Here is a 12,781-nt window from a genome sequence, read left to right as displayed (position 1 = left end):
GTGCTCCCTAGGTCTGGATCAGTCCCCAGCGCAGGGCCACCAGCGTCAGCTCCGACTGGTTGCCGGCGCCCAGCTTCTGCTTGACGTGGTACAGGTGGGTGCCCACCGTGCTCGGCGAGACCTTCAGGTTCTCGGCCACCTGCACCACCGTCGCACCACGCGCGAGCTGGACGAAGACTGAAAACTCACGCTCGCTGAGGACGTCGGCGGGGCTGCCGGCCCCTTCGATCTCGGCCACGGCGAGGGCTTGCGCCGTCTGCGGATCGACGTAGCGCTCGCCGCGCGCCACCGCGCGCACGGCGGTCGCCAGGGCCTCCGGAGCGCTGCGCTTGGCCAGGTAGCCCAGGGCCCCCGCACGCAGCACGCGCCGCGGATGCGCCGTGTCCTCGTGCGCCGAAAGCGCCAGCACCCGGGCGCGCGGGTCCTGCGCGAGCAGGCGGCGCACCGCTTCCAGCCCGCCCATGCCGGGCATGGACAGGTCCATCACGACCACGTCGGGTTTCACGCGCGGATAGTCCTGGCAGGCCTGCTCGCCGTCCCCCGCCTCGGCCACCACCTCGACCTGCGCGTCGGCCAGCAGCATGCGAAAGCCCATGCGCACCAGAGCGTGGTCGTCCACCAGCATGACGCGGATCACGCCTGCGCCTCCGCCGCTTCTTGCTGCGGCACGCGCACCCGCAGGCACACCCCGCCGGCTCCGGCCGGCTCGACCCGGAAACTGCCGCCCACGGATGCGACCCGCTCGGCCAGCCAGCGCAGGCCGCGCTGGCGCGTGCCTTGCGGCCAGTCGGCGGGCAGGCCGCTGCCGTCGTCCAGCAGCTGCAGCGAGATGCCGTCCTCACCCGAGCGCAGCTGCAGGCGCAGCGAGCGCGCATGGCCGTGGCGCAAGGCGTTGGTGATGCCCTCCTGCGCGGCGCGGTAGAGCGTGAGCGCCACCTCGGCGGAGGGCCGCGCCTCGCCGAGCTGCGCATCGAGTTCGATGGACACGTCGGGATGGCTGCGCCGGGTGCGCTCCACCAGGTCGACCAGCGCCTCCTGCAGGCCGAAGTTGTCGAGCACGAGCGGCGTGAGCCTGGGGATCAGGCCGTGCATCGCCTCGTAGAGCCGGGAAGATTCGTCGGCGATCAGGCGTGCCGCGCGCTCCGAATCCGCGTCGATGCCGCGCATGCGCTGCGCGATGGAGGAGGCCATGCTGCGGATCGCGGTGACCGACTGGCCCAGTTCGTCGTGCAGTTCGCGCGCGATGCTGCGCCGCTCCTGCTCGACCTGGCCGGCCACCCAGTGCGCCAGCTCGCGGCTGTCGGACAGCTCGCGCTCGGCGATCGCGGCGCGGCGCTCGCTGGCAATGTTGGCGCGCAGCATGTTCGCCATGCGGTTGAAGGCCTCGCCGATGGCCGCGGCCTCGCGCCCCTGCAGCCGCGGCAGCGCGACCTCGAAGCGGCCGGTCTCGACCTCGTTGAGGGCGCGCACGATCTGCCCGAAGGGACGCACGGCCCGCCCCACCAGCAGGAAGACCGCGGCATTGGCCAGCACCAGCAGCAGCAGCGCCTGCCCCACGAGCACCACGAACTCGTCCCACGCGTCCAGGGCGGCGCGCGAGGCATTGGCCTGCACGGCCAGGGTGCCGTCGGGGAACTGGATCGTCTGCACCGGAAGGCGGGGGGAGACCAGCGATTCGAACCAGGCCGGCGCGTCGCGGCCGGCCTTGTAGCTCGACGGCGGGGACCGGTAGAGCTCCTTGCCGCCCGCATCGCGCAGCGTGATGTCGTTGGACCGCACGCGGCCCATGCCCTTGAGGTATTCCGCCAGCGCCTGCGGCCCTTGCGCGGCGTGCCCCCAGACGGCGCGCCGCAGCAGTTGCGCGGCCACCCGGTTGGCGGCGACGACCTCCTCGTTGACCGACTTGCGCATCTCGCCGACCTGCTGCGCGACCAATACCGCGACGAACAGGAGCGTGAGCGTGCCGACGATGAGGTTGATCTGCAAACGCAGGGACATGGGCAGGACCCCTTCCCTGCGCATCGTAGGGCCGCGCGGCCGGGTTGTCGCCACCGTTTCATGAAAATCATGAGGCCCGATTCATGGACCGGGGGGTACCCGGGCAGGGGCCGCACCGCGACCATGTCACCCGGACCTTTCGTCCGCACCCAGGAGAAAACACATGATCTGGCAAACCCCGCAGGCCCAGGACTTCCGTTTCGGCTTCGAGATCACGATGTACGTGGCAGCCCGCTGAAGCGGGCGCATGCGCATCACCGTCCTCGGCAGTGCCGCCGGCGGCGGCTTTCCGCAGTGGAACTGCAACTGCCGCAACTGCGCCGGCGTGCGCGGCGGAAGCGTTCGCGCCAGGCCGCGCACCCAATCCTCGATCTTCGTGCGCCCCGACACCGGGGCGGACGGGATCCTGTTCAACGCCTCGCCCGACGTGCTGGAACAGATCCGCTTCCGCGCCGCCCTGCAGCCCGCGCGCGAGGCGCGTGACACCGCCATCGCGGGCGTGGTGCTGGTGGACGGACAGATCGACCACGCCACGGGCCTGCTCATGCTGCGCGAGCGCACGTCCCCATTGCCCGTCTGGTGCACCGAGGCGGTGGCCGAGGACCTGCGCAGCGGCTACCCGGTGTTCTCGGTGCTGGAGCACTACTGCGGCGTGCAGCACCAGGTCGTCCCGCTGGCCGGCGAAAGCTTCACGGTCGACGGGGTGGCGGAGCTGTCGCTGCAGGCGGTGCCACTGGCCGGCAAGGCGGCGCCCTACTCGCCGCACCGCCAGCACGGCGTGCCCGGCGACAACATCGGCGTGATCCTCAGGGAGCGGCGGCGCGGTGTCTCGGCCTTCTATGCGCCCGGCCTGATGGAGATCACCCCGGCGGTGTTCGACGCCATGGCCGGCGCCGACGCCGTGCTGGTGGACGGCACCTTCTGGACCGACGACGAGATGATCCGGCTGGAGCTGTCCCGCAACACCGCGCGCGGCATGGGCCACCTGGCCCTTTCCGGTCCGGACGGGATGATCGCGTGGCTGTCGCGCCTGCCCGCGCGCACGCGCCGCCTGCTCATCCACATCAACAACACCAACCCCATCCTCGACGAGGACTCGCCCGAACGGGCGCAGCTGGAGCAGGCCGGCATCGAGGTGTGCGAGGACGGGATGGAGATCGTGCTGTGAACGACATCGCCGCCGCCCCGTGGACGCGGACGCATTTCGAGCAGGAGCTGCGCGCACTCGGCAGCCGCTACCACATCCACCACCCGTTCAACCGCATGCTCAATTCCGGGCGGGCGACGCCGCAGCAGATCCGCGGCTGGGTGGCCAACCGTTTCTATTACCAGATCGCCATCCCGATCAAGGACGCGGCCATCCTGTCCAACTGCCCGGACCGCGAGGTGCGCCGCATGTGGGTGCAGCGCATCCTGGACCACGACGGCTTCGAGATGGCCGGCGGCAAGGACGAGGGCGGCATCGAGGCCTGGCTGCGGCTGGCGCAAGCCACCGGCCTGGAACGCGGCGAGGTGCTGGACCTGCGCCACGTGCTGCCGGGCGTGCGCTTCGCCGTCGACGCCTACGTGAACTTCGCGCGCCGCGCGCCCTGGCAGGAGGCCGTGTGCTCCTCGCTGTCGGAACTGTTCGCACCGGACATCCACAAGCAGCGACTGGCCAACTGGCCCGAGCACTATCCGTGGATCGAGGCGACGGGCCTGGACTATTTCCGCCAGCGCGTGGGCCAGGCCAGGCGCGACGTCGAACAGGGGCTGGCGATCACGCTGGCGCATTTCACGACGCCCGCGCTGCAGCGGCGCGCGCTGGAAGTGCTCGGCTTCAAGCTGGACGTGCTGTGGGCGATGAACGACGCCCTGGCGCAGAAGTACGGTGTGTCATGAGCCTCACCGCCGCGAGCATTCCGCGCATCGGCCACGGCTTCCGGCTGCAGTGGGAGCCGGCGCAGGAAAGCCATGTGCTGCTCTATCCGGAGGGCATGGTGAAGCTGAACCAGAGCGCCGGCGAGATCCTCAAGCGCTGCGACGGGGAACGCAGCGCGGGCGAGATCGTCAACGAGCTGGAGGCGGCGTTCTCCGCGACCGGCCTGGAACGCGAGGTGTTTTCCTTCATGGAACTCGCCGCGGCCCAGAACTGGCTCTCCTGGGAGTGAACACATGCCCGCCGCGCCCCGCCCCGGACCGCCGCTGTGGCTGCTCGCCGAGCTGACCTACCGCTGCCCGCTGCACTGCGTGTTCTGCTTCAACCCGCTGGACTTCGCGCGCCACGAGGATGAACTGGACACGCGGGACTGGCTGCGCGTGTTGCGCGAAGCACGCGCGCTGGGCGCGGTGCAACTGGGCCTGTCCGGCGGCGAGCCCTTGCTGCGCGACGACCTGGAGGAGATCGTCGCCGAAGCGCATCGCCTGGGCTTCTACAGCAACCTGCTCACGTCCGGCGTGGGCCTGACGGCCGAACGCGCCCGGGCCCTCAGGCAGGCTGGCCTGGACCACGTGCAACTGTCCTTCCAGGACTCCACGCGCGAGATGAACGACTTCCTCTCGCACACGAAGACCTTCGAGCTGAAGAACCGCGTCGCCGCCCTGATCAAGGAACAGGGCTGGCCGATGGTGATGAACGTGGTCATCCACCGCATGAACATCGACCACGTGGACCGCATCATCGCCATGGCGCACGCGATGGGCGCCGAGTACCTGGAACTGGCCAACACGCAGTACTACTCCTGGGCCTTCCTGAACCGCTCGCGGCTGCTGCCCACGCATGAACAGCTGCGGCGCGCCGAGGAATGCGCGGACGCCTGGCGCGCGCGGTTGGGCAATGCGATGCGCATCCTGTTCGTGGCACCCGACTACCACGAGGGCACGGTCAAGCGCTGCGTCAACGGCTGGGGAAGCACCCTCATGACCGTCGCTCCGGACGGTGTCGCCCTGCCCTGCCACACGGCGCGCATGCTGCCTGGCCTGGAATTTCCCAACGTGCGCGAGCAGGGCCTGGAGCACATCTGGTACGCCTCGGAAGGCCTCGCCCGCTACCGCGGCACCGGCTGGATGAAGGAGCCCTGCGCCAGCTGCGAGTTCCGCGAGCAGGACCTGGGCGGCTGCCGCTGCCAGGCCTGGCTGGTGGCCCATGACGCGCAGGCGGCCGACCCCGCTTGCCGCAAGAGTCCCCACCACGAGAGCATCGTGCGCGCGGTGGCCGAAGCCGATACGCCGGCTGCGTCCGAGCACCCGCTGGTGTTCCGGGACCGGCGCGAGTCGCTGCGGCAAGGCGCCTGAACCTAGGCGCGCAGCAGCCACTCGCCCTTGCCCTGCACGGCGAGGTCGCCCAGCCAGCGCTGCACGGGGCTTGCCGGCAAGTCTGCGAAGCATCCTCCCAGCCGCGCGAGGTCGCGTGCGAGCAGTTGCCAGATCACCCGTGCGTCGCTGTCCACGGGAACGAAGGTGGCCGCAGGGCGCGGTGCGGCGCCGGCGAACACGAGCGTCCCGCGCCGCATGCCCCAGCCGGCGTGCGCGCCGCAGCGGCCGCCGATGGCGACCGTGCCCGCGACCATGCGGGAGGCCAGGAAGTCGCCGGTGTCGCCGTGGACCGCCACGGTGCCGCGCCGCATGCGGTCGGCCAGGCGCGCGCCGGCGCGTCCGTGCACGACCAGGGTGCCGCCGCGCATGCCCTCCATTTCGCCGGCCAGCGCGCCCGCGGCGAAGTCCGCCACGTCGCCCAGCACCTCCAGCCAGCCACCGCGCAGGGCGGCACCCGCCAGGTCGCGCGCGGAGCCATGCACGCGGACCTCGCCCGCCGACATGCCCAGGCCCAGGGCGTCGCCCACGTTGCCGTGCACTTCCAGCGCGCCGGCGGTCAGGTTCGCGCCAATGCAGTCGAAGCGCGCGAGCTCGCCTTCCAGGCGCAGCCGCGGCGCGGCGTCGTCCGCCGCCTCCGAGGCGACCTCGAACCATTCGCCCAGCGGCACGCGGTCGCGCCCGTGCGGCAGCGCCAGGCGCAAGACCTCCTCGCGCCCCAGGCCGCACAACGCAGCCGGCGCCAGGGCGCGCGCATCGACGCGCAGCTCGGGCTGGCGCCGCAGCAGGAGCGTGTGCCTCATGGCGAGGCACCTTGCGGGGCCAGGGCATGCAGGCGGAAATGGAAAGGCCCCAGCTTGCCGCCGTAGTTGCCCGCCGAAATGCGCGTGACGCCGGCCTGCGCGCCGCGCGCGACCACCGCCGCGATGCCTGCGCGCATCGCCGCGGCGACGTCCTCCTCGCGCAAGCCGTCGATGACGATCTCCAGCACCGAGCGCTCCTCCTCCCGCAGGTCGCTGCGCGGGCTCAGGTGCCTGAGCGACGGACAGAACGCGTCGTTGGTGGATGCGACCACCGCGGCGTACTTGCTGCCCACCTTGGAGCCCGAACGCACGACGCCGCCGGGAAAGGGCAGGATCACGCCAGGCACGGCGCGCATGGCTTGCGCGGCGGCCGTCGCAGCGGCCAGCGCCGCCTCGGTGTCCCGCGCCAGCAGCAGCAGGTTGCCGCCGCCCACCGCCTTGGTGACCGGCGTGGACTCCTGCGCGACGAACTCGCCGTCCATGACCGGCACGCGCCAGTAGCGCGCGCCCGCGATCACCTTGGACGACTGCCAGCCGTCGCCGAAAAAGCGCAGGTTGCGCCCCAGCGGCGCCGGCTCGCCTTGCGCCAGCCCCGCGAACACCGCCGTCGTGGGGCAGGTCATCACGCACTGGCCGACGCGCCGCTCCACCTGCCTGGCGAGCTCCTTGCCCGACACGGCGAACAGCAGGATGGAGACCCCCGGCCGGCCGTCCGGCGTTTCCTGCGGCGCCAGTTCGCGTTCGATGCCGGCCTCGCAGCCGCAGGCGATCACCGAGGTTGCCATGCCGGTGGCGCTGACGGCCGCGTGCCGCGCCCAGGCGAGGTCGTGCGCGGTGATGACCAGCCGCGTGGCCTTCATGGCAAAGGCCTCGGCGAAGCCGTCGTCGATCGCGATGCCGTTGATGCGCATCACACGCTCCGCGGCGCGCAGGCCCAGGCGAACAGGCGGCCGCCGTTGCCGCAGGCGCAGAGTTCGTCGCGGCCGATCACGGCGTGGCGCCGGTGCACGCCCAGCGGGCTGTCGCCGCGCGCGTCCAGCATGCGCGTCACGCCGGCATCGAAGGCCGGCTCGGCGAAGTGCGTCGCGCCCACGGGCGTGGCGACCACGCTCCCGTCGCGCACCACGGTCTCGCCGTCCTTGAACACCCAGGCGGCGCGGGAGAACATCGTTTCGGCATCGCCCTGTTCGCGGTACACGGCCACGTCGGCGGCGGCACCCACGCCGAGATGCCCGCGCTCGCGCAGGCCGAGCAGGCGCGCGGGCGCGGCGCGCGTCATGACCGCGATCTCGTACAGCGACAGCTCGCGCGTGATCTGCCGCAGCGCGGACTGCGCGGCCACCTCCGGATGCAGGCGATCCAGCTGCGCGTCGCGGAAGGGCTTGTCCATCAGCAGGCGCATCAGGTGCGGATAGCTCGTGAAAGGCGCACCGTTCGGGTGGTCCGTGGTCAGCACCACGCGCCACGGGTCCCGCACCAGCAGGAACAGCTCCAGGCCGATGCTCCACTGCAGCGCGTTGACGTAGCTCTCTTCCCGGTAGCGGAACGGCAGCACGCCGCAGCCGCCGTCGCATTCGATGTCCGCGATGATGGCCTTGCGCGGGCTGGCGAAATCGACGTTGGCGTGCTGGCGCATGGTGTCGGCCGAGGCGGTGACGGTCTGACCGAACAGGACCTGGCCGATGTCGATCGTGCAGTTGGGATGGGCATCCAGCGCTTCGGCCAGCAGGCGCGCGGCCGACGAGAACTTCTTCGGTCCTTCGGCGCCGTAGCTGTGGAACTGCACGTGCGTCAGGTGGCCGGGCAAGCCCTCCAGCGCGTCCATGGTCGCCAGCGTCGATGCGATGTTGCCCGCCGCACCGAGGTTGCTGGCGTGGATGTGCAGCGGATGCGCGAGCCCCAGTTCGTGCACCGCCCGCGCCAGCGCGGCGATCACCTGGCGCGGACTCACCTGCCAGTGGACGTGGCGCTCGTCGACGTCGAGGCGGCGCTGGTTGAACTTGAAGGCGGAGATCCCGGCCGGGTTGACGACCTTCACGCCCAGCGCCTTGGTCGCATGCACCACCCAGCCGACGTAGTCGCGCAGCCCTTGCGGGTCGGTGCCCCGCGAAAGCAGTTCGAGGAAGGTCTCGTCGTTGCCGAGCATCACGTACGCGCCGTGGTCGACGATGGGCACGTCGCCCATTTCCATGTGCGCATGGCGCGCGTTGCTCGCGGCCATCGCCGGCTCGAACACCGAGGTGTAGCCCATCTCGGCGTAGCGCAAGCCCGTCTCCAGCGTGCCGGGCGTGCAGCGGTGCCCGGGCAGCAGCAATCGCGCGAGGTTCACCTTGCCGCCGCCGATGTGGCTGTGCAGGTCGATGCCGCCGGCCAGCACGATGCAGCCGCTCGCGTCGAGCTCCTCGTCGGCCGGTGCGCGCGGGTCGAGTTCGACGATGCGCCCGTCCCGCATGGCCACGTCGCGCACTTCGCCGTCGACGGCGTTCGCCGGATCGAAGACACGGCCGCCGCGCAAGCGCCGCGTGGTCATTCGCTGCCCTCCCCCAACTGCGCCAGCAGCCGCGAGGCGACGGTGGCGACCCCCGGCAGGCCGTCGTCGCGCGCTGCCGAAAGCGGCACGACGACGCCGTCGGTGCGGAACAGGTGCCCCGTGGAATTCACGCCCGGCGTGGCGACGGGCAGGAAGATGCAGTCGCGGGCGGCCCCTGCGTCGAGCAGTCGCGCCGCCATGGCGGGCGGGCCGAGCACGATGCGCGGCAGGTGCGTTGCAGGCGGCAGGCCCGCCGGGTCCCAGCTCGCGACCCACAGCAGGCCATCGACCGCGCGGTCGGCCAGCAGGCGCGGGCCGGCCAGTCGCACCGGATCGTGCCCGCCTGGCGGGCCCTGGCGCGTGCGCAAGGGCAGGCCCGACATCCACGTGAACACCTGCTGCACCGTGGCGGCGCCATCGGAGCCGCCGAGCGCGAAGGTCGCGGCGCGCGTGTGGCGGTCCAGGGTCGCCGCGATGCGCTGGAGCATCTCGACGGCCAGCGCGCCGTGGGCCGGAAGCGTCGCGGCTTCCCACACCAGGACCGCATAGCGCGCCTCGCGCAACGCGCGCGCCAGCTCCGCGAGCCCGGGGTCCGGCGCGCGGCAAGGCGCCTCGGCGACCAGCGCAGCCAGTTGCTGCAGGTCCGCAAGCAGTTCGCCCGAGCCGGGGATGTGTTCCGTCCGCACGTGCAGCGGCAGGCCCGCGGGCGGCTGCGCCGCGAGGAAAACCAGTCGCCGGCACGGCGTGTCCGCCCGGTCCAGGCCGCAGCGCCGGAAGAACTCGGGATAACGCGTGAGGGCCGGGGTGCCGACGCAGACCACGAGGTCCGCGCGGGCACGCACTTCGGCCAGCGTGGTGTGGAACTGGCCGCGGTCCTGCAGCGCGCGCAGGCCGTGCATCGAGGCCTCGCCGTCGGCGTGGTCGCACACCGCGCCGGTGCGTGCGGCGAGCCGGAACAGCGCCCGGGCGCCGGCCATGTCGGTTGCCAGCCCGCCGAAGAGCGGCAGGCGCCAGCGCGCGAGCCGGCGTGCCGCCTCGGCTTCCGCCTGCTCGGCCGCCACTTCCACCCCATCGACGAAGGCCAGCGCTGCCGCGCGCGTCGCGTGCGCGGCCAGCCCGGCGCGCGCGCGCGGGCAGTCGCTGCCGGTCAGCATCGCCGCCTCCGGTGCACCTTCCAGCGCGAAGCCATCGCACAGCAGGGAGCAGAAAGGGCAGGTCCAGTTGGCGTCCACGCAGGAGGCGGCCGCAAGCCGTGTGCCAAGCCGGACGGCAAGATGCCAGCCGCCGGAAAGCGCATCCTGTCCCGGCCGGCTGGAACACTGTGTCGCGGCCGCGCTGGCACGTTTCCTGAATCGCCCCGGCCATGCACTGGCCGAAGCCGTCAAGCCGCGTTCAAGGTACCGTCGTGCAGCGCACTGGCCACCAGCCAGCCGGCCGCGCCGCCGGCCGCCGCAGCGCGCAGGTCGGCTGCATCGCGCACCCCGCCCGCGCCTATCCACACCCGGTCGGGCGCCAGGCTGCGCAGGCGCGCGAAGGTTTCGAGGTCCGGACCGCTGCCGGCGCCGACGCGGTCGAGCGTCATCACCACCACCGTGCGCGGCCAGGCATGCGGGCGCTGCCAGCTTCCCGACGGGTCCATCGGCCGCTCCAGGCGCGAGTCCAGCGAGAGGATGGCCTGGGGATCGCGCGCCAGCTCGTCCAGGGCGGCAGCGCTGGCCAGCGACTCGCTGCCGTACACGGGCCGCACGCGCGCCGCCGCGGACCCGAGCGCGGGCCGCAGGGCGCGCACCGCAGCGGGGCCGGTGAAGCCAGCGTCCAGCCACAGGCACAGGTCCGGCTGGTCGCGCAACAGCTCGAGCAGCACCGTCGCCTGGACGGCCCCGCCCTGGATGGCGTCGAGGTCGGCGACATAGAGCACGGCCTGCTGCCCGGCGGGCGGAGGCGCCACCTTGCGCAAGGCGCGGGCGACGGCGCACGGCGCACTGCCATCGACCAGCCGCGAGACGATGGGCCGGTAGGCGTGGCGCTCGCCGCGCACGCCGCGCACCACCTGGCCGTGCAGGAGGTCGATGACCGGCAGCACCTGCACCTTCGCAGCGTCGGGATGGGGCATGGCGCGAATCCTCCTCTATGAAGCGCTGAGCGCGGACGATCCGCAAACGGCGGCGGCACTGCAGCCCGGCAGCGCTGCCCACGGCGACATGCTCGCGGCCGGCAGGGACATGCGCGACGCCGTCGCGGGCGACCTCGCACGCCTGGCCGGAGTGGACCTGACGGTGGCCGTCGGACAGCAAGAGGCAGGCCACGCACCGCCGGGGCGCACCGTGGCCATGCGGCCCGGCGAAACGGCCGAGACCTTCCTGCGCCGGGAGTCGCGCCGGCACGACCTGTGCTGGATCGTCGCGCCCGAAACCGGCGGGCTGCTCCTGCGCCTGCACGAGGCCGTCGGCGCCCGCCGCTGGATCGGCTGCAGCGCCGCGGCGATCCGCGTGGCCGCCAGCAAGCAGGCGACCTGCGCCGCCCTGGCGCGTGCGGGCATCCTGGCGCCACCGGCCCTCGCCCCCGGCCACCGCGGCCCCTGGATCGTCAAGCCCGACGACGGCGCCGGCAGCCTGCACACGCGCCGGCACGCCACGCGCGCGGCCGCCGAAGCCGACCTGGGCGCGCGTCGAGGCGCGGGCGAGGCCGCGGTCCTGCAACCCTTCGTGAGCGGAGAAACGCTGTCCGTTTCCATGGTCGTCGGTCCGGTTCTTGCACGGGTGCTGGCGTTCAACCGGCAGCGCCTGGAAATCGATGCCGAGGGCTGGCTGCACGACCTGGGCGTGCAGGCCGCGGCCCTGGCACCGTCCGATCCGCGCGCGGGCCCCCTGCAGGCACTGGCGACCCAGGTCGCCGCCGCCGTGCCGGGCCTGCGCGGCTATGTCGGCATCGACGTCGTGTGGAACGAGAGGGACGGACCCGTGGTCATCGAAGTCAATCCGCGCGTGACCTGCGCCTACGCGGGGCTTTCCGCGATCCTCCATCGGAACCTGGCGGCCGACGTCCTCGCCGCGCACGGAGTGTCCGGCGTGCAGGAGGCGGCCGCCCATGTCGCCGCGTGAGGTCACCCATCTCCAGGTGGGCTGGGACATAGGCGGCGCCCACCTCAAGGCCTGCCTGCTGGAGGACGGCGCGCTGCGCGACATCGCGCAGTGGCCCTGCCCGCTCTGGCAGGGCATGGAGCACCTGGACGCCGCGCTGGCCCTCGCCCGGGCGCGCTGGGCGCAGGCCTGGGAGGCCGGCCTCGCGCACGCGGCCACCATGACCGGCGAACTGGCCGACCTGTTCCGCGACCGGGAAGAAGGCGTGGCGCGCATCGCCGGCCGGCTGGCGGAATCGCTGGGCCCGTCGCTGGTGCTGTTCGATGCCGCCGGCGACTGGCGCGCCCCGCGCGATGCCGCCCGGCGCTGGCGCGGGATCGCCTCGGCCAACTGGTGCGCGACGGCACGGGTCCTCGCGCCGCGCGTGGTCAACGCGGTGCTGGTGGACATCGGCAGCACGACCACCGACCTGGTCGCGCTGCGCGCGGGACGGGTCGCCGCGCAAGGCGTGAGCGATGCCGAGCGGCTGGCCAGCGGCGAGCTGGTCTACCAGGGCGTCGTGCGCACGCCGCTGTGCGCCCTCGGCCCGCGGGTGCGCTGGCGCGAGCGCATGCTCAACGTGATGAACGAGGTCTTCGCCACCACGGCCGATGTCTACCGGCTCACCGGCGAACTGGCGCCCGCGCACGACCAGGCCGCCACCGCCGACGGCCGCGGCAAGGACGAGCACGCGACCCGCCAGCGGCTGGCGCGCATGCTCGGTTGCGACGAGGCGGACGCGAGCGCGTCCGAATGGCTGGCGCTGGCGCGCTGGTGGAAGGACGCGCAGTTCCGCGAGATCCAGTGGAACCTGGGCCGCGTCTGTGCCAGCGCGGGGCTGCCGCCGGACGCGCCGGTGATAGGCGCGGGCTGCGGCAGCTTCCTTGCGGCGCAGCTGGCCGAACACGACCAGCGCCCCTTCCTGCACTATGCCGAAGTGGCGCTGCCCGCCCCGCCCGCGGACCGCGCGCTGGCCGACTGGGCGGACGTGTGCGCGCCGGCGGTGTCGGTGGCATTGCTGGCGTGCGGCCGGGCCTGAG

Annotated in this window: 14 protein-coding genes; 7 read left to right on the top strand and 7 right to left on the bottom strand. The window is 72.7% G+C overall.

Going from position 1 to position 12,781, the window contains the following annotated elements; translation table 11 throughout:
• Positions 1-7: 7 nt before the first annotated feature.
• Complete coding sequence (locus tag AC3EGR_RS15900; RefSeq protein ID WP_488547470.1) at positions 8-637, bottom strand: response regulator; 630 nt, start codon at positions 635-637, stop codon at positions 8-10.
• Positions 634-1,998, bottom strand: coding sequence for a histidine kinase (locus AC3EGR_RS15895; RefSeq protein WP_488547469.1), 1,365 nt, complete (start codon positions 1,996-1,998; stop codon positions 634-636). Before AC3EGR_RS15895 ends, AC3EGR_RS15900 begins: the two co-directional genes overlap by 4 nt.
• A gap of 163 nt (positions 1,999-2,161) precedes the next feature.
• On the opposite strand from AC3EGR_RS15895, the gene pqqA reads away from it, so the two are divergent.
• The 5 genes from pqqA to pqqE are packed head-to-tail and all read left to right on the top strand — an operon-like array spanning position 2,162 to position 5,271.
• The gene (gene pqqA, locus AC3EGR_RS15890; RefSeq protein ID WP_488547491.1) at positions 2,162-2,236 is read left to right on the top strand and encodes a pyrroloquinoline quinone precursor peptide PqqA; all 75 of its coding nucleotides are present in this window, start codon (positions 2,162-2,164) and stop codon (positions 2,234-2,236) included.
• 9 nt (positions 2,237-2,245) lie between these two features.
• Positions 2,246-3,166, top strand: a complete 921-nt coding sequence (pqqB, locus tag AC3EGR_RS15885; protein WP_488547468.1) for a pyrroloquinoline quinone biosynthesis protein PqqB — start codon at positions 2,246-2,248, stop codon at positions 3,164-3,166.
• Entirely contained in the window at positions 3,163-3,879 is a 717-nt protein-coding gene (pqqC, locus tag AC3EGR_RS15880) for a pyrroloquinoline-quinone synthase PqqC (RefSeq protein ID WP_488547467.1), read from the top strand. Before pqqB ends, pqqC begins: the two co-directional genes overlap by 4 nt.
• The gene (gene pqqD / locus AC3EGR_RS15875) at positions 3,876-4,148 is read left to right on the top strand and encodes a pyrroloquinoline quinone biosynthesis peptide chaperone PqqD (protein WP_488547466.1); all 273 of its coding nucleotides are present in this window, start codon (positions 3,876-3,878) and stop codon (positions 4,146-4,148) included. Before pqqC ends, pqqD begins: the two co-directional genes overlap by 4 nt.
• Positions 4,149-4,152: 4 nt before the next feature.
• Positions 4,153-5,271, top strand: a complete 1,119-nt coding sequence (gene pqqE, locus AC3EGR_RS15870) for a pyrroloquinoline quinone biosynthesis protein PqqE (RefSeq protein WP_488547465.1) — start codon at positions 4,153-4,155, stop codon at positions 5,269-5,271.
• A gap of 2 nt (positions 5,272-5,273) precedes the next feature.
• Here the strand turns inward: pqqE and AC3EGR_RS15865 are convergent, their stop codons facing one another.
• The 5 genes from AC3EGR_RS15865 to AC3EGR_RS15845 all read right to left on the bottom strand — a co-directional run bounded on the left by AC3EGR_RS15865 (position 5,274) and on the right by AC3EGR_RS15845 (position 10,735).
• Entirely contained in the window at positions 5,274-6,092 is an 819-nt protein-coding gene (locus tag AC3EGR_RS15865) for a formylmethanofuran dehydrogenase subunit C (RefSeq protein ID WP_488547464.1), read from the bottom strand.
• On the bottom strand, positions 6,089-7,003 hold the full coding sequence (fhcD, locus tag AC3EGR_RS15860; protein ID WP_488547463.1) for a formylmethanofuran--tetrahydromethanopterin N-formyltransferase: 915 nt from the start codon (positions 7,001-7,003) through the stop codon (positions 6,089-6,091). Before fhcD ends, AC3EGR_RS15865 begins: the two co-directional genes overlap by 4 nt.
• Complete coding sequence (locus AC3EGR_RS15855; protein ID WP_488547462.1) at positions 7,003-8,622, bottom strand: formylmethanofuran dehydrogenase subunit A; 1,620 nt, start codon at positions 8,620-8,622, stop codon at positions 7,003-7,005. The genes fhcD and AC3EGR_RS15855 overlap by 1 nt, the downstream gene beginning before the upstream one ends.
• On the bottom strand, positions 8,619-9,854 hold the full coding sequence (locus tag AC3EGR_RS15850; RefSeq protein WP_488547461.1) for a molybdopterin-binding domain-containing protein: 1,236 nt from the start codon (positions 9,852-9,854) through the stop codon (positions 8,619-8,621). Before AC3EGR_RS15850 ends, AC3EGR_RS15855 begins: the two co-directional genes overlap by 4 nt.
• A 149-nt stretch (positions 9,855-10,003) precedes the next feature.
• Positions 10,004-10,735 (bottom strand): HisA/HisF-related TIM barrel protein, encoded by a 732-nt coding sequence (locus AC3EGR_RS15845; protein ID WP_488547460.1) that lies wholly within the window; start codon positions 10,733-10,735, stop codon positions 10,004-10,006.
• On the opposite strand from AC3EGR_RS15845, the gene AC3EGR_RS15840 reads away from it, so the two are divergent.
• Together AC3EGR_RS15840 and AC3EGR_RS15835 are read left to right on the top strand one after the other, a co-directional pair.
• Positions 10,734-11,723: an ATP-grasp domain-containing protein gene (locus AC3EGR_RS15840; RefSeq protein WP_488547459.1), complete on the top strand. Its 990-nt coding sequence runs from the start codon at positions 10,734-10,736 to the stop codon at positions 11,721-11,723. The two genes, AC3EGR_RS15845 and AC3EGR_RS15840, sit on opposite strands and share 2 nt — an antisense overlap.
• Positions 11,710-12,780: a hydantoinase/oxoprolinase family protein gene (locus AC3EGR_RS15835; RefSeq protein ID WP_488547458.1), complete on the top strand. Its 1,071-nt coding sequence runs from the start codon at positions 11,710-11,712 to the stop codon at positions 12,778-12,780. The genes AC3EGR_RS15840 and AC3EGR_RS15835 overlap by 14 nt, the downstream gene beginning before the upstream one ends.
• Position 12,781: the final 1 nt, after the last annotated feature.

The organism is Ramlibacter sp. G4-7, from assembly GCF_057784995.1.
Note: the sequence above shows the minus strand (reverse complement) of the source record. Positions and strands in the feature narration are given on the sequence as shown.